Annotated in this window: 12 protein-coding genes; 8 read left to right on the top strand and 4 right to left on the bottom strand. The window is 55.4% G+C overall.

Features of this window, described 5'->3' with window-relative positions:
• Positions 1 to 49 precede the first annotated feature (49 nt).
• Genes ACR0CR_RS17215 through ACR0CR_RS17200 form a run of 4 tightly spaced genes read left to right on the top strand, consistent with a single transcriptional unit; the run spans position 50 to position 5,606 of the window.
• Positions 50 to 865: a SapC family protein gene (locus ACR0CR_RS17215; protein WP_480601461.1), complete on the top strand. Its 816-nt coding sequence runs from the start codon at positions 50 to 52 to the stop codon at positions 863 to 865.
• Positions 852 to 2,180 (top strand): TolC family protein, encoded by a 1,329-nt coding sequence (locus ACR0CR_RS17210; protein ID WP_480601459.1) that lies wholly within the window; start codon positions 852 to 854, stop codon positions 2,178 to 2,180. The genes ACR0CR_RS17215 and ACR0CR_RS17210 overlap by 14 nt, the downstream gene beginning before the upstream one ends.
• Positions 2,180 to 4,312: a type I secretion system permease/ATPase gene (locus tag ACR0CR_RS17205; RefSeq protein WP_480601457.1), complete on the top strand. Its 2,133-nt coding sequence runs from the start codon at positions 2,180 to 2,182 to the stop codon at positions 4,310 to 4,312. The genes ACR0CR_RS17210 and ACR0CR_RS17205 overlap by 1 nt, the downstream gene beginning before the upstream one ends.
• Positions 4,296 to 5,606 (top strand): HlyD family type I secretion periplasmic adaptor subunit, encoded by a 1,311-nt coding sequence (locus ACR0CR_RS17200; protein ID WP_480601454.1) that lies wholly within the window; start codon positions 4,296 to 4,298, stop codon positions 5,604 to 5,606. The genes ACR0CR_RS17205 and ACR0CR_RS17200 overlap by 17 nt, the downstream gene beginning before the upstream one ends.
• Before the next feature lie 54 nt (positions 5,607 to 5,660).
• Here the strand turns inward: ACR0CR_RS17200 and ACR0CR_RS17195 are convergent, their stop codons facing one another.
• From ACR0CR_RS17195 to ACR0CR_RS17185, 3 genes are all read right to left on the bottom strand, one after another.
• Positions 5,661 to 6,362 carry a response regulator transcription factor gene (locus ACR0CR_RS17195; protein ID WP_480601452.1) on the bottom strand — a complete coding sequence of 234 codons (702 nt, stop codon included), beginning with the start codon at positions 6,360 to 6,362 and terminating at the stop codon, positions 5,661 to 5,663.
• On the bottom strand, positions 6,359 to 8,227 hold the full coding sequence (locus ACR0CR_RS17190) for a hybrid sensor histidine kinase/response regulator (RefSeq protein ID WP_480601540.1): 1,869 nt from the start codon (positions 8,225 to 8,227) through the stop codon (positions 6,359 to 6,361). The genes ACR0CR_RS17195 and ACR0CR_RS17190 overlap by 4 nt, the downstream gene beginning before the upstream one ends.
• A 169-nt stretch (positions 8,228 to 8,396) precedes the next feature.
• Positions 8,397 to 9,926 carry a sulfatase-like hydrolase/transferase gene (locus ACR0CR_RS17185; protein ID WP_480601450.1) on the bottom strand — a complete coding sequence of 510 codons (1,530 nt, stop codon included), beginning with the start codon at positions 9,924 to 9,926 and terminating at the stop codon, positions 8,397 to 8,399.
• Between the two features lie 226 nt (positions 9,927 to 10,152).
• Between ACR0CR_RS17185 and ACR0CR_RS17180 the strand changes: the two genes are divergently transcribed.
• From ACR0CR_RS17180 to ACR0CR_RS17165, 4 genes are read left to right on the top strand one after another with little or no spacing between them, the layout of a single operon-like run.
• Positions 10,153 to 11,277, top strand: a complete 1,125-nt coding sequence (locus ACR0CR_RS17180) for an MlaE family lipid ABC transporter permease subunit (RefSeq protein ID WP_480601448.1) — start codon at positions 10,153 to 10,155, stop codon at positions 11,275 to 11,277.
• Position 11,278: 1 nt separating this feature from the next.
• The gene (locus ACR0CR_RS17175) at positions 11,279 to 12,094 is read left to right on the top strand and encodes an ABC transporter ATP-binding protein (protein WP_480601446.1); all 816 of its coding nucleotides are present in this window, start codon (positions 11,279 to 11,281) and stop codon (positions 12,092 to 12,094) included.
• 5 nt (positions 12,095 to 12,099) lie between these two features.
• Positions 12,100 to 13,416: an MlaD family protein gene (locus tag ACR0CR_RS17170; protein WP_480601443.1), complete on the top strand. Its 1,317-nt coding sequence runs from the start codon at positions 12,100 to 12,102 to the stop codon at positions 13,414 to 13,416.
• A complete protein-coding gene (locus tag ACR0CR_RS17165; protein WP_480601441.1) occupies positions 13,413 to 14,069 on the top strand; it encodes an ABC-type transport auxiliary lipoprotein family protein in 657 nt (218 codons plus the stop codon). Before ACR0CR_RS17170 ends, ACR0CR_RS17165 begins: the two co-directional genes overlap by 4 nt.
• Before the next feature lie 31 nt (positions 14,070 to 14,100).
• On the opposite strand, the gene ACR0CR_RS17160 is transcribed toward ACR0CR_RS17165, so the two are convergent.
• Complete coding sequence (locus ACR0CR_RS17160; protein WP_480601438.1) at positions 14,101 to 15,681, bottom strand: FMN-binding glutamate synthase family protein; 1,581 nt, start codon at positions 15,679 to 15,681, stop codon at positions 14,101 to 14,103.
• Between the last annotated feature and the right edge of the window lie 107 nt (positions 15,682 to 15,788).

Below are 15,788 nucleotides of genomic sequence, written 5' to 3'. Positions count from 1 at the left end.
CAACACGCTGGTCGTGGATTGAGTAAAATCAACTAACAAGGAATGTCCGATGGCACAGAATGGCCTATTTCCAGTCAGCCACACGCGTCACAGGTACAAATTCTGGCATCCATTTGCATCGTACCAATTTGCCCGCTTTTGGTCCGAATGTGCGATCGTGGCAGAGGAATTGCAGCTGGTCGCAGCCGCGTGTCCCATTGTCTTCACCAGCCGCAACTCAGTCATCGAACCAGTGGCGTTGCTGAGCATATCCCCCGGAGCGCCGACGCCATACGTGTCGCCTGCAGGGAAATGGCGCGCTGCCTATGTACCTTCAGCCTTGCGTTGTTTTCCCTTTTCTGCCGGCTCGAAAAGCGATGATGCTTCGCCAACGGGCAATCGACAGCTTTTTGTGGACGAGTCCTCGGGGCTGGTGACCGGCGCACCCGGTGGCCGCCCTTTCTTTGACGAGAAGGGGCGACTCTCACCAGAGCTGGCAAAAGTTGCCGAATTCTTACAGGCTCGTGAAGCTGCGGCTGCGCAAACCAGATGGTTGGCGGCACTTGTTTCAGAAATGGACCTGTTGGTGCCGTTTCATTCTCATGGTGTGGAAAGTCATCCTTCTGCATATATGCGCGTTGATGACGCTCGCCTGAAGCAACTACCCCAAGCACAATTGACTATGCTTGCAACAAGCGGCGCGCTCGAGCTTGTTCTCGCGCACAAAATTTCCTTGGCTCATAGCATTTGGCTCAGGCCGTTCTCGGATTACTCCAAGGACGGCGCGACAGAACAAGAAACCTCGTACAACGACTTTTTGACAGCGTTGGCCGAGGATGTGGCCGGGGCAGATATCAAAAGTGAGGTGGCTGATGCAACGACATGAAATCGCGTTGATTTTCGCGTCGATTGTCGGTCTTTCGGCGTGCACCCCCCCACCCAGTGTTTCGCAGGTCGAGATGTCCTTTGCCAGCGGCACAACAGGTGCAGGTGCGGTCTCAGTTTCAGATCGATTGTCAAAAAGCGAATTCGGAAAACGCGTCAAAGCCGCCGTGCAAAGCAACCCGAATCTGGCACAATCGGACACTCAAATACAGATTGCGCATGCAAATCAGGACGCCGCGCGCGGGGCGTTTCTTCCGCAAGTATCTCTTGGTCTGAACGCGCGCAGCGAACGCTTGCAATCCGACCTGGGCGACGTGTCACCTTATTTTCGGGTGTCACAATTGGTTTACGATGGGGGTGTTGCAGCAGGCGGTCTGGCCGCCGCGCGCGCAGAAGTTCTGGAAAGCCGTGGCGACCAATTGCAAACGGCTTCGGCGACGGCCCTGGCTGCAATTGAATCTTACGTTGCGGTATTGGACCGCAGGAAGCTTCTTGAAATCGCGCAAAACAACGTCTCGTTTCACGAGAGCATTGAAAAGCAGATTGCCGACAGGACCCAAAGCGGCGCAGGGTCAAAGGCGGACGCTTTGGTGGCAAGCTCGCGCACGGCGGACGCGCGCACCCAATTTGCAGATGCCAAGGCGCGGGTGAGTCGCGCCGAGGCGCGCTTCATCGAAGTTTTCGGAACTCCGGCCGGCGCTTTGCCCGCGGTGGTTCCTGCTCCCAAAATGAGGCGGACTGATGATCAGATTGTCATGGACAGCCCGCAAGTTCGACGGGCCGATGCGACGATTGTCGCCGCACGCGCCGAGCAGGCCGCTGCGCAAGCGCGTCGGCGACCAGAAGTTCGAGCCGCCGCATTTGCCGTGCGGGATGACCTGGATTCCGCAGACTTTGGTGTTGATGTCGTCGTAAATTATGAGATCGACAGCACGGGGCAACGCCAAGCGGCCATCGCGGGGGCCGAAGCGCGCGTTGCACAAGCCATTGCAGACCGAGAGGTCCTTGTGCGTGAAATTCGCCGCGAACTGGGTTTCATCCGATCCGACCAGGAAGCGGGTGCAGACAGGTTGCGACAGGCGCGAACCGCCGTAAAGGCGAACAAGGACAGTATCGTCGCAGCGCGTGAGCAATTCGGGATCGGGCGCCGCAGCCTTTTGGACATTCTCGACGCACAACGAGACTACGTAAACGCGCAAGAACGCCTGATCCTCGCAGAACAGAACTTTTTCCTCACGAATTATGCCGCGCTTAGTCTGACGGGTGACATTTTGGATCTGCTGGGTGTCTCACTTGGTATTTGGGATGGGTTGTGATGCACGCCGAAAAAATCGAACTGACCGCTTTGGAAAATTGCCTGCTAAACGTGGCCAAAACACTGGAACGCCCGTTGACCGTGGCGTCACTTCATGCCGGTCTGTCCGGTAGCACAGACAGTCTGACGGTGCGAGACGTCATCGATATCGCGCGCCGCGGCGGTTTACAGGCGGCATTTGGAGCCCGGCCCCTGAATGCGTTTAATGCCGCGCTCTGCCCTGCGATCTTGCTGCTAGAAGGTGATCGGGCCGTCGTATATCATGGTCGATCGGACAATGGCGACTTGCTTGTTTTTGACCCCCACTTGGGTGAGGGGGCGGGCGAAGTCAGGGAAAATGAGCTTCAAAAAGATTATACCGGGTATGCGATCCTGTTTCGCAGAGAGCACACAGAAGGGGTAGATTCAGCAGACGTTGACCGTCGCGGGCACTGGCTTTGGTCGGCGTTGTCGGCCAACCGGTGGTCATATTTTCAGGTTGCCTTGGCCGCCGCCGTGGCGAACCTGCTTGGATTGTCGACTTCGGTTTTTATCATGATCGTTTATGATCGCGTTTTGCCTAACGGTGCGACCGAGTCTTTGATTGCGTTGACAATTGGCGTTGGTCTGGCCCTGGTTTTTGACTTCATGTTGAAACTCTTGCGGGCCGGGTTCATAGATCGCGCCGGTCAGTTCGCGGATATGTCGATTGGCCGTCGCGTGTTCGACCAACTGCTCAACATCCGTTTGGACTCTCGCGTGGGTTCAACCGGAGCCACAACAAGCACGGTGCGAGAGTTCGAAACGCTTCGAGAGTTTTTTACCTCTGCCACGCTTGCGGCCGTTGTCGATCTGCCGTTTGTGGTGATTTTTGTCGCAGCAATCTACTTGATAGCAGGCCCATTGGCGTTTGTTCCAGCGCTGGCAGTTCCCGTTGTTCTTGTCACCGGAATGGCGATCCAACCGTTTTTGTCACGCCTTGCCGAGCGGAGTTTCTCGGACGGGCAGTCAAAACAGACGGTCCTTGTCGAGGCGATTACGGGACTGGAAACGATAAAAACCACTGCTGCGGGAAGGCATATGCGCAACCGTTGGAGCGAAGCGATGGAGCGTCATTCGTCGCACGGAAAAAGCAGCAGGGCGATTACCCAATTTGCGCTGAATCTGACGGGATTTGTTCAGCAAACGGCGCAGGTTTTGGTTGTTTTCTATGGGGTGTTCCTTGTTACGGCTGGTAACGCGACTATGGGGGCTTTGGTCGCCGCGGTCATGTTGACCGGAAGAGCGCTGGCACCAATGGGTCAACTGGCGCAGACTTTGACGCGGGTAAATCAGGCGCGCAGTGCATATCGAAATCTGGATGGGTTGATGAATGCGCCAAATGAGCGCCCGGACAGACGAAGCTGGGTCAATCGTACGCAACTGAACGGCCGGATCGCTTTCAACAATGTGTATTTTTCGTACCCCGAGCAATCCGAAGACGCGCTAAAGGGGCTGACTTTTGCGATCGAGCCGGGTGAAAAAGTTGCGATCCTCGGACAAATTGGGTCCGGGAAAAGCACAATCGCACGGTTGTTGCTGGGGCTTTATCAACCGCGCGTTGGGTCAGTGATGGTCGACGGATTGGACATTCGGCAAATTGATCCCGGCGACCTTCGCAGGAACATCGGTTCCGTCATGCAGGACATCTGGCTGTTCTCTGGATCAATTCGCGACAACATTACAAGCGGGGCGACCAATGCGAAGGAAGATGATCTGATTCGTGCTGGTCGGATTTCGGGTGTTGAGGATTTTGTCTCGCGCCATCCCAGCGGGTATGACCAGCGTTTGGGCGAACGAGGTGAAGGTCTGTCCGGTGGGCAACGTCAGGCGATAGCTTTGGCGCGAGCGTTGATCGGACGCCCTCCGATCATGCTTTTGGATGAGCCGACAAGCGCGATGGATGTCAGAAGCGAAACCGAGATCATTCGCCGATTGAAGGCGGCGGGCGACGATACGACGATGGTGGTCGTAACCCATCGCACCAGCCTTTTGGAATTGGTCGACAGGATCATTGTTATCGAAGACGGTAAGGTAGGAACGGATGGTCCTAAGTCCCTACTGACCCAACGTATCCGCAAACAGGGGAGGCATCTCAATGTCGCGGCATCCTGACCTGGACCGTCTGGCCCGCGAGATCAAAGGCCAGTCACCGTTGCGCGGCTCTTTACTTTTAGCCGTCATTCTAGCGTGTTTGGTTTCGGCGGTGCTTTGGGCCAGGTTTACCGAATTGGACAATGTGGTTCGTGCGGACGGCAGAATTGTTCCATCCAGAGACATCCAGCTGATAGAGGCAACAGAGCCCGGCGTATTGCAACATCTTCACGTGAGCGAGGGCGAAATCGTCGAAGAAAACAGTTTGCTGATGGAGTTGGATGCAACGCAAATTGACAGCGAACTGAGTCAAGAACGTCAAAGGGTTTACGGATTGAAGGCGCGCGCACAGCGCCTTCAGGCGGAAATCGACGGTACAGATCTGATATTTGGGGAAGATTTGGCACGCATGGCTCCGACTGTAGTCCAGTCCGAACTGGCGCTTTTTCGCGGTCGGCAGGCCGAACTTCTGGCCGAAGTAGCCATCCTTGAACGCCAGCGTATGCAGCGTCGGCAGGAATACGAGGAAGGGTTGGTCGATCAGGTTACGGCAGTTGAAACACTAAAGGTTCTAACCGAAGAACGGTCTATGATGGAACCTTTGGTTGAACGACACATGGAGCCGGCGACAACTTTGTTGGCGTTGCGGCGCGACGAAGCGGAATGGCAGGGCCGTAAAGTCCGGGCAGCGGCAGTGATCAACAGGCTAAGAACGGGTTTGGATGAGATTGACGACCGTATAGACGCCACACGAAACAGGTTTCGCAGCGCTGCTTTGACTGATTTCGCTCTTGTAACGGCAGAGCTTGCGACGTTGCAGCCATCGTTACCGGCCCTGCAATACAGAGCTGATCGTGCCCAAATCCGAGCCCCGGTTCGCGGCGTCGTCAATCGAATTCATCGAACGACGCTTGGTGGCCTTGCGCGGAGAGGCGAAAAGCTGATCGAAATTGTGCCGTTGGACGACTCGCTGTTGGTCGAGGCATATGTAAGGCCCAAGGACATCGCGTTTCTATACCCGGGACAGCCCGTGAATGTGAAGATTACGGCCTATGACTATTCAAGATATGGTGGTCTGGACGGTGAAATCATTCGCATCGGCGCGGACACTGTCACCCGAACGGAGCGTTCAGAGGAAGAGGTGTTTGTGGTGGAGATACAGACTTCAGGCACCATGTTGGACGCAGCAGGTGTTGCGGTTGAAACTATCCCGGGCATGATCGCTGAGGTGGATATACTTTCTGGCCGGAGAACAGTTTGGGAATACCTCGTCCAGCCAGTTCTGAAGGTCAAAGACAATGCACTCCGCGAATGAGCATCCTGGGCGGGGACCAAGCCAAGACGACCGGTTGTACCGTCTATATCTCGGTCAATGCCATTCTACTTGCCCCAAAAAAATGTACCCGGCACCGTAGATGGTCTTTATCAGTTGCGGGTTTCGCGGATTTTCCTTCAGTTTGGTACGCAGCCGCGAAATCCGAACATCCATGGCGCGATCAAAGCTTTCCCCAGCGCCGCTACCCAACATTTCCTGCATGCGGGTACGGCTGATCAGTCTTTTTGGGCTTTCCAGAAACAGCCGTAAGACTTCGCCCTCGGCGTGACTGAACGGTGTTTCATCGCCCTCTGCATCTACCAGAACATACCTGTCAAAATGGGCTGTCCAGCCATTGAAAACTGCAACATCCCCGCTTTGAACCAATGCTCGGGGTGATCGCAGCCGGGCGCGAATTCGGGCCACAACTTCGGCAGGGTCAAACGGTTTGGTTATATAGTCGTCCGCGCCCAACTCTAAACCGGTGACGCGGTCTTGCACTTGCGCCCGACCGGAAATGATGATGACCGCTGCGCCCTGCTCCAACGCCAGACGATGCACAAGGGCGAGACCATCCGTGTCCGGCAAAGACAAATCCACCAGACACACGTCCGGCGTGACCCGCTTGAGAGCTGCTTCAAATTCCCGCGCGCGTGCGAAGCTCTGGGTGCGAAATCCGGCATCTTCCAGAGCGTCCGTCAGCATTCTGCGGATTTCGGGCTCATCATCTAGGATGGTCACCAGTGGTTGGCTCATCGCGCGGCCTTTGTGCGGATCAGTGCCGCCAATTGGGCATGGTTAAATGGCTTTTGCAAGACCGGAGCAAGGGTTAGGGCCTGGCGATGAAGCGGATCGGAGTTCTGCAGCGATGTCATAAGAATACACGGCAATTTTCCCTTGTTTTGCTCTACAACATCGAGACCGGTGCCCTGACCCTTTAGGCGAATATCAGACAGAATAAGCTGAATGTCTTTGACGTCCTGTGCCAGTGCAATGGCTTCGGCCGCCGACGTTGCCTCGATCACGGAACACCCCATTTCGACAAGAAGCTCGCGGAATTGACCTCGCAACTCATCATCGTCTTCGACCAGTAGAACCAAACCCGCCTGATCTGCCGGTGCGGGCCTGTAAGGCAGGCGTAAGACGACGGTCGCACCGAAAGGCGTATTGCGCAGGTGCAAATCTCCGCCAGAAAGTTTGACGGTGTCGTAGACCATCGGCAATCCCAACCCAGAGCCATCGCGACCCTTCGTTGTAAAAAACGGGTGAAGCGCTTTTTCCAGGGCTTCGGGCGAAAATCCCGGTCCGGTGTCCGAAACCGTTATTTCCGTCCAGATTGTGCCTATGGAATGCGCGCTGATTGTTATTTGGCCGGATGAGCCGCAGGCATCCCGGGCATTCAGAACCAAATTCAACAGCGCATCCTGCAACATACCGGGGTCCAGCATGAGAGCGCGATCCGGCAGTGCATTTACAACTGACAGCCCGATGCCTCGCGGGAGAGATGGGGTGGCCAGCGTTCTGAGGTCCTCCATCAGTTCCCGCATGTCCGTGGCGCGCGGTTGCGGAGTTCTGTTCCCTGTCATGTCGGCAATTCTGTTCAACAACTGACCTCCGCGTCGTGCGGTTTGTTGCGTTGCGGCGACCAGTTTTTCGGCCTCTTCGGGAAGGTTCATTTTGTCCAACCGGGCCTGCATGCCCAGTATTATGGTCAGCAAGTTGGAAAAATCATGGGCCAATCCGCTTGTCATTTGCGCCGCCATCGCTCGGCGACGGGTTTGTTGCAAGGCAACGCGCGCTTGGGTTTCCTCGGTGATGTCCACCGACATGACATAAATACCGCCGCTCCCGTCCGGTGTAAACGAAACCCGCAACCGGCGAGAGTCGTGGTCTTCAGTGAATTCAAACACCGACGGGTGACTGGAATAGGCGCGCTCAAGATGTTCCTTGACCCGCTCATAGGCCGCAGGCCCCAAAGCCTCAGAGACATGCAGACCGAGAATGTCGGACGGCCGACCCGGCATGACCGAGCTCAGGCGACGGTTTGAATAGATATACCGCATGTCGGCATCCAGGTGGGCAATATGCGCGGGCATCATCTCGGTCGTCATGCGGGTCCGCGCTTCGATCTCGGTCAGCTGACGCTTGGCCTCTTCCAATGCGGATATCGTCGCAGCGAGCTGCCGGTTCGTTGCGGACAGTTCTTGGGCGTGGCTCAACAATTGGTCCGAGAGCTCTTCAGATCGGGTCCGCAAAAGGTTCTCGACCCGCTGCGTGCGTGATATGTCTGTGTATACCGCAACCCAACCTCCTGTCGGCAGCGGTGCCCCCTCGACAGAGATCACCTGCCCGTTAGGGCGGGCACGTTCGATGTAGTGGGGTTCGAACGCTAAAGCCTGTTCGACGCGTTGTTGAACCATGTCTTCGACGTTCTGCAAATCGCCGTATTCCCCGCGGCTGGCAAGAAAGCGGATGGTGTCACTAAACAACGCGCCGGGCCGAACCAAATCGTCAGGAAGGTCAAACATTTCTTGAAAACGGAGGTTGCAGACGACAAGGCGCAACCTGTTGTCGTATATGGATAAAGCTTGGCCAATGAGGTTCAGCCCAGCCGTTGTCATTGCCTTGATGCGCTGTTCAGAAATCTCCAACTTCGCCCCCTCGTTGCAGCTTATGCCTAGCATCAGATACGGTGCAGGTGTAGGGGTTCTGGACCTTGAGGGCTTCAATGCAATTGCGCAGGGCCTACAGTTAATGCGCGTCCCGGAATATTGGCCCCAAGTCAGTCCTCTAAACGTACCGTTTTTGCCTTTTGGGCCCTTCAGCTGTAATTGTCTCAAGCGACAGTGTGTGGTCGGCGTTGCGCATCCGATGCCGCAACATTAGACGCCCCAGCCGCGCAAGATCGGCGGAGAACTCGGGTTTATCAGCAACGTTCTGCTGTTCACCCCGACCTCGATGATCGAACAGGATCGGGGGCAAGTCGCCTGCAAATTCAACCAGAGTAAAACGCGAATCCCGAATGATACTCAGGCACGAGTCGCTGTTACCGGTGCCTAACCCTTGCTGCCAAAGCGTAGGGTTCTCTGGCTCAGAGAAATCCAGTTCACTATATGAATAATCACGCCAGTCTGGCGGAATCGCTCCGTTCAATATCGGCAACAAGGACCGTCCATCCATCGAGTTCGGTACGTCTTGCCCAACCCACTCCAGAATAGTCGGTGTGACATCGACGGATTCCGTCGGTACGTTTACCACCCTGCCATGTTTGGTGCCCGGCATCCGAATGATCAAAGGCGTGTGATAAGCTGCATCATAGACAGTCATCTTGCCCCAGGTGTGGCGGTCGCCCAACATTTCGCCGTGGTCGGCGGTGATCACAAGCAGCGTGTCATCATACTGGTCGCTGTCCTTCAGAAATTGCAGAATGCGGCCAATGTGATAGTCTACCTCGGTTGCCAGTCCAAGATAGACTGAGCGCAGCGTCTGGATGTTTTCGATTGTAGGTGGAACGTCTTCGAAACCACTTACCGTATCGGCTGGGTGACTGCTTTTGATTGTCGGCTCAAAGAACGGGTGCAGCGCACATTCGTGTTCGGGCGATTCCAGGACGTCTGGAAGCGGGATCGACCGAGGGTCATACATCTTGTTGTAGGGTTCGGGCGCGACCAGTGGTGGGTGGGGACGAATATAAGTCAGGTGCGCGAACCAGTTTTCTTTGTGGTAGGCGGCAATCCCATTTAGAAATGCATCGGTCAGAAATGCGGTGTCACTGTCTTCTGCCCGATACAGGGCGGGATCGTTCAGTTTTGGTTTTCCACCATTTTTTGAAACAGGTTTGAATACATCCATGTAGTCTTCAAACGAATATCCTTTTCGCATCAGGTGCGATTGCCAGGGATAGGATTCCTCAAGGCGCATTTCGACGACCTCGTGAAATCCAACCATTGGATACTCATAAGTCTTCAGCGCCGGGTCGTTGGCATCATAATGGCGTGGGTCCGCTGACGTGTCCGTGTATCCGAACAACTGGGGTAGATACCCCGCCTTTCGCATTTCGGTGGCAATATTGGGTGTGTCATGCCGCAGTGGCGCTCCATTCCGGACCGAGCGGTGGTTCATGGCATATTGACCCGTAAGCAATGAAGTGCGCGATGGCCCGCACGGGTTGGTGACCGAATAGTGCCTGTTGAACGTCACCGCATCATCCATGAGTTTCCGCAGGTTCGGCAGTTCAACATGCGCCGCCAACGCTCCATTCAGGCAGTCTGCGCGCAGTTGGTCGATAATAATGAATAGAACATTTCCAGCGCGCCGCATTCACACTCTCCAGGTTCGAGACAGAGATTCAGGCAGACTTTGTCGGCGTTCCCGTTCTCATTCAACCCGATTTAGTCATTGCTCTGACGGGTATGCGGATTTTCAGTGCCCCACGTGGGTTTGTCCCCTGAATCGACTGTAACCCCTTGGCAATCCCCACCGTCAAAATTCCGGAAAAGGCCACAATTCCGTTGCAGCCGATAGCTGTTTCACATCACATACCGCCATGACGCAACCGACGATTACCACTGAAACCGATGCAACCGGCGTTTGTATCCGGATTTCCGGTAATCTGGTGACGCAATCGCTGGAAATAGTTGAAAAAGGCTTCAAATCCATTGCACCCGTCAATCAGGGTGTTGTCCTCGACATGTCTGGGCTTGAGGCGATAGACACCGGCGGCGCATGGATGATCGCGGATTTGTCGCGTCGGTTGACCGAAGGTGGCGCGAGCGTACAATACAATGGTCTCAAACCCGCACACTTGTCACTGATTGAGACGGTGACCCGCAGCATTCCGGACAAGTTGGGTGAAGCTGACCCACCGCGCGGGTTTATCAACTGGCTTGCGAAACTGGGTGAACGAACGGTTGGAAGCTGGAAAGAAACACTCTCCGTTTTGGAGTTTCTTGGCCTCACGCTTCACCGGCTGGTCCGTACGATGATAATGCCCTGGCGTTTGCGCCGCGCGGCATTGGTGTCCCAGATGGAACAGACCGGGTTCAAGGCGTTGCCCATTATTGCGCTGATGGGTTTTTTGATCGGAGTGGTGCTGGCCTTTCAGGGCGCCACACAGCTTAAGCAGTTCGGTGCCGAGATATTCGTGGTCGAACTGATCTCAATCTCGATCCTGCGGGAATTGGGTATCCTGTTGACGGCCATTATTGTTGCGGGTCGGTCCGGGTCGGCGTTTACGGCCTCCATCGGCTCGATGAAGGTTCAAGAAGAGATTGACGCCATGCGCTCTTTGGGGCTGGACCCAATCGAAGTTCTGGTGATCCCGCGCGTCGTGGCCCTGCTGATCACTCTCCCTATTCTTGGCTTTGTCGCAGACGTCTCGGGCCTGATCGGCGGCGCGTTGATGAGTTGGATTGATCTGGGGGTCAGCCCTGGCATGTTTCTGACCCGCTTGAAGGAAAACACCGGCGTCTGGCAATTGGCGATCGGGATGATCAAGGCACCGTTCTTTGCACTGGTCATTGGTGTGATTGCCTGCTGGCAGGCGATGCAAGTCAAAGGGTCATCCGAAAGCGTTGGGCAGCGCACCACCGCTTCGGTTGTGCAATCAATCTTCATGGTCATCGCGTTGGACGCATTGTTCTCAATCTTTTTCTCGGTCTTAGGTGTCTGACATGGATGGAGCGACCCTACAGGACGACACAAAGACAGAGGCGCAAAGACAGGCCGTCATTCGCGTCCGCAACCTGACCAATCAGTTTGGTGATCAGGTTGTGCATAAAGACCTCGATCTGGACGTTTGGCGGGGTGAAGTTCTGGGTGTTGTCGGAGGCTCGGGCACCGGGAAATCCGTTTTGCTGCGCACGATTGTCGGTCTTAACAGGCCCGCCGCAGGCAGTATTGAGGTGCTTGGGGTCGATGTTCTCAATGGGCCCGAGGCTGATCGTCAACGTATCGAAAGAAGCTGGGGCGTGGCGTTTCAGGATGGTGCACTGTTTTCGTCCCTGACCGTCTTGCAAAACGTCATGGCTCCGATGCGCGAACACACCGGGTTGAGCGAGAGCTTGATGAAAGCGCTTGGGGGCCTCAAGATCAGCCTAGTGGGCTTACCACAACTGAGTTGCGGCAAGTTTCCGTCAGAATTGTCCGGCGGCATGCGGAAAAGGGCTGCGCTGGCGCGCGCATTGGCTTTGGACCCCGAGATCGTCTTTCTGGATGAACCAACAGCCGGGTTGGATCCGATAGGTGCTGCGGCATATGACGATCTCATTGGAGAGCTTCAGCAGGCGCTGGGGTTGACCGTTTTCATGGTGACCCACGACCTCGACAGCCTTTACGCCATTTGTGACCGCATTGCAGTGCTTGCAGAAAAGCACGTCTTGGTTGAAGGTCCCATAGAAGAGATGACCCATGTGGATCATCCGTGGGTGCAGGAATACTTCACCGGCCCCCGCGCCCGAGCAGCGCAGCTAAAAGGGCAGAACAGGTAGAGGCGATGGAAACCCGAGCAAACTACGTTCTAATCGGCGCATTCACACTTGCGGGCATCCTGGGTGTCTTCGGGTTCTTCCTTTGGCTCGCAAAGTTTGAGGTCTCGCGGCAATATGCCTATTACGAGGTTCTTTTCGACAATGTTTCGGGCCTGTCCGCTGCCGGTGGCGTCAGCTATAACGGCTTGCCCGTGGGTCAGGTGATTTCTCTGCGGCTGGACGACGAAGACCCATCCAAGGTCCGCGTCCGGCTTGAGGTCGACGCTGACATTCCGGTCACCAAGGAAACGATTGCACAGCTTCAATCCCTGGGGGTCACGGGAGTTGCCTATGTGGAACTGACAGGCGGGTCATCTTCGGCCGAGCGATTGCCTGATAACAGTCTGATCCAAAGCAAACGAAGCGCGATCCAATCCCTTTTTGAGGGCGCGCCCCTGCTGCTTGAAAAGGCGATCAAGCTGATTGAAGATTTGAATTCGGTTGTGGACGAACAGAACCGAAAGTCTGTATCCGATATTCTGGCTAATCTTGCTTCGGCTTCGGGTCGTTTGGACAAGACCTTGTCCGATTTTGAATCTCTATCCAGTGATTTGGGTGGCGCGGCCAAGGAGATTGGTGATTTTACCAAACGGCTCGATCAGTTAGCGGATACGGCTGAGAAGACACTGACGACCGGCACAGACACTCTGAACAGCATCAAAGAGGCTTCCGTTTCCGCCAAGACGGCGCTGGAAACCGCAGACGAGACTTTGAAAACGGCCCAGCAAGTCATCGCTCAGGACGTCCAACCCTTTGTTCAGAAAGGGTCGCAATTGGCTGACAACCTTATTGTGTTGTCACAAGAAGGTCGCGCATCCTTGGCGACCATCACCGAGACATTCGTGAATGCAAACACGACTTTGGGCACGATCAGTGCAACTATGAAAACGGCTGAAGCGGCGCTGAAATCGGCCGAAACCGCCTTTGACTCGGTCAACCGCGTGATGGACGAAGATGTGGCTGCGGTGGTCAAGGATATCCGCAATGCGGCCAATCAGGTGGCGACGACGGTCACCAAAGTCACCGACAGGATTGACGACATCTCGGCGGATATCCTGAGCGCATCTAAATCTGCCTCTAATCTGCTGGGTACTATTGACGGAATAATCCAGGACAACCGCCGCCAGCTGTCGGATTTTCTTCGGGTTGGCCTGCCGCAATTCACGCGCTTTATCGAAGAAGCGCAACGTTTGACCATCAGCCTCGACCGGTTGGTCGACAAGCTTGAACGTGATCCTGCACGTTTCCTTCTGGGCACCCAAGCATCGGAGTTTCGGCAATGATTAAGCCTGCATTATTGGTTCTTGTGCTTGCGTCGCTTGTTGGCTGCACCGGATTGGGAACGCTTCGTCAGGCGTCAAAGCCCAATGACCTGTATCTGCTGACGCCCAAAAGCACCTTCTCGACATCCCTGCCACAAGTTCAACGGCAGATTGTTGTCGAAGAGCCGACGGCGACGGCGGCGGTGAACACGGATCAGATCGCGATCCAACCTACCGCATTGCAGGTCCAATATCTGCCCCGCGCCCGTTGGGTCGATCGGGCTCCGCTGATCGTGCAGGCGCTGCTTGTGGAAAGCTACGAAAATTCCAACCGGGTGGCAGCAGTTGGCCGCTCGACGGTGGGTTTGCGCGCCGATTATGTCATCGCGCCTGATTTGCGTGAATTTCAAGGCGTTGTCATCAGCGACGAAAACAACACCAAAACGGTTCGGGTCGAAGTGCGCCTCAACATCAAAATCATTGATGAGTTCGAAGACAAGATCATTGCTTCAAGCTCGTTTCAGGAAAACGTCGTGGCGGCGAGTGACGAGACGCCGGATCTGGTCAGGGCCTTTGACGACGCGTTGGGGGCGACAATGCGCGACGCGGTTGAGTGGAGCGTTCGCAAAATCCACACACATGCCGCAAACCACCCCAGAGAAATTTCTCGCTGACCAGGTCAGTAGATCGTCGTTTGAAAAACGCTCAGAAATGATCTGCCGTCGCATGTCGCCAATCAGCGGCAAAATCTGGTGGCAAGTCGTCTTTTAACAGGGCTCCTTCCTCAAGAAGCTCGTATAGGTCAGCATAGGTTTTTTCGTGCTCATCCGCCGTCCGGCGTAGAATGTCCGAGGGATGAAGATCTGCGACTTTCTGTTTGCCCATAGCACCCAGAATTTCACGAAAGCTTTCCAGGGTTGCATCGTGAAAGCGGTGCACCCGTTGGCGTTTTTGCGGGACATTTACGGCGCGCCCGCGGATCGGGTCCTGTGTTGCCACACCCGAGGGGCAACGGTTCGTATTGCAATGCAACGCCTGAATACACCCCACGGCAAACATCATCGCACGGGCGGCATTGCACATGTCGGCCCCAAGCGCACATTTCTCGATCATGTCAAATCCGGTGGCAACTTTGCCCGAACAGATCACGCGGATTTTGTCCCTCAGGCCGACACCCCGCAAGCAGTTGTCCACAAAAACCAATGCTTCGTTCAATGGCATGCCCAGTCGGTTGGTGAACTCGACGGGTGCTGCGCCGGTGCCGCCTTCGGCACCGTCGACTGTAATGAAATCCGGCAGGATTCCGGTCTCTAGCATTGCCTTGCAGATGGCCATGAACTCAGACGGTTTACCGATGCAAAGCTTGAATCCGATCGGTTTGCCGCCCGACATTTCACGCAAATGCTGAACAAAGTGCATCAAACCCGTAGGGCCTTCGAAAGCCGAATGTGTCGGCGGTGAGATCACATCCTGATGCAACGGAACGCCGCGGATTTCCGCAATTTCTTCGTCCACCTTGGCGGCCGGTAACACGCCACCATGTGATGGCTTGGCGCCCTGAGAGAGCTTGATCTCAATCGCCTTCACCACGTCCTTTTGCGCCTTTTTGGCAAACGCATTTTTGTCAAATCCACCCTCGGGCGTGCGGCAGCCGAAATAGCCCGTGCCAATCTGCCAAATGATATCGCCGCCTTGCGACAAGTGGTGTGGAGAAAGGCCGCCCTCGCCCGTATTGTGCGCAAACCCGCCATCCTTTGCGCCGCCATTCAATGCCATGATTGCATTTGCGCTCAATGCCCCAAAGCTCATGGCGGACACGTTCAGGCGAGAGGCATGATAGGGCTTTTCGCATTGTGGACCGCCAAGCATGATCCGTTCTTCCGCCTCGTCCACATGTTTCGGCGCAAGTGAGTGGTTGGCGCGGTGGTAACCCGTCTCGGTGATGTCATATTGGGTCCCGAAGGCTTGGGTGTCCTGTTGGCCTTTGGCGCGGGAATAGACCAAGGCGCGGATGATCCGATTATATGGCCGCCCGCTTTCGTTGGTTTCTACAAAGTACTGTCGAATTTCGGGGCTGACAAACTCCAACATATAGCGGAAATGGCCCAGAACAGGGTAGTTGTTGAGAACGTTGTGGCGCGTTGTCAGCAGATCATAAGCGCCGACGAAAACGTAAGGCAAAACCAAGACAAGCAACCAAAATGCTGGCGTCCAAAGCATCCCAACGATTACCGTCAGCGGCAACACTAGAAAGGCAACCGCAAAGTAAATCCTGCGTACGATCATTGGAATCTCCTTGGCTGTTACGCGCTGAGTTCATAGATGACGGGTTGAGCGTTCGTCCTGACCATCGCGGCAATCGTTGAACAGATTGGCGTTTGATTGCAAGTGAT

Source organism: Ruegeria sp. AM2 (assembly GCF_056540685.1).
Note: the sequence above shows the minus strand (reverse complement) of the source record. Positions and strands in the feature narration are given on the sequence as shown.

Excerpts from the sequence above, each read along its gene's own strand:
- ACR0CR_RS17215 (WP_480601461.1), top strand. The coding sequence starts at position 50 with ATGGCACAGAATGGCCTATTTCCAGTCAGCCACACGCGTCACAGGTAC.
- ACR0CR_RS17210 (WP_480601459.1), top strand. The coding sequence starts at position 852 with ATGCAACGACATGAAATCGCGTTGATTTTCGCGTCGATTGTCGGTCTT.
- ACR0CR_RS17205 (WP_480601457.1), top strand. The coding sequence starts at position 2,180 with ATGCACGCCGAAAAAATCGAACTGACCGCTTTGGAAAATTGCCTGCTA.
- ACR0CR_RS17200 (WP_480601454.1), top strand. The coding sequence starts at position 4,296 with ATGTCGCGGCATCCTGACCTGGACCGTCTGGCCCGCGAGATCAAAGGC.
- ACR0CR_RS17195 (WP_480601452.1), bottom strand. The coding sequence starts at position 6,362 with ATGAGCCAACCACTGGTGACCATCCTAGATGATGAGCCCGAAATCCGC.
- ACR0CR_RS17190 (WP_480601540.1), bottom strand. The coding sequence starts at position 8,227 with ATGACAACGGCTGGGCTGAACCTCATTGGCCAAGCTTTATCCATATAC.
- ACR0CR_RS17185 (WP_480601450.1), bottom strand. The coding sequence starts at position 9,926 with ATGCGGCGCGCTGGAAATGTTCTATTCATTATTATCGACCAACTGCGC.
- ACR0CR_RS17180 (WP_480601448.1), top strand. The coding sequence starts at position 10,153 with ATGACGCAACCGACGATTACCACTGAAACCGATGCAACCGGCGTTTGT.
- ACR0CR_RS17175 (WP_480601446.1), top strand. The coding sequence starts at position 11,279 with ATGGATGGAGCGACCCTACAGGACGACACAAAGACAGAGGCGCAAAGA.
- ACR0CR_RS17170 (WP_480601443.1), top strand. The coding sequence starts at position 12,100 with ATGGAAACCCGAGCAAACTACGTTCTAATCGGCGCATTCACACTTGCG.
- ACR0CR_RS17165 (WP_480601441.1), top strand. The coding sequence starts at position 13,413 with ATGATTAAGCCTGCATTATTGGTTCTTGTGCTTGCGTCGCTTGTTGGC.
- ACR0CR_RS17160 (WP_480601438.1), bottom strand. The coding sequence starts at position 15,681 with ATGATCGTACGCAGGATTTACTTTGCGGTTGCCTTTCTAGTGTTGCCG.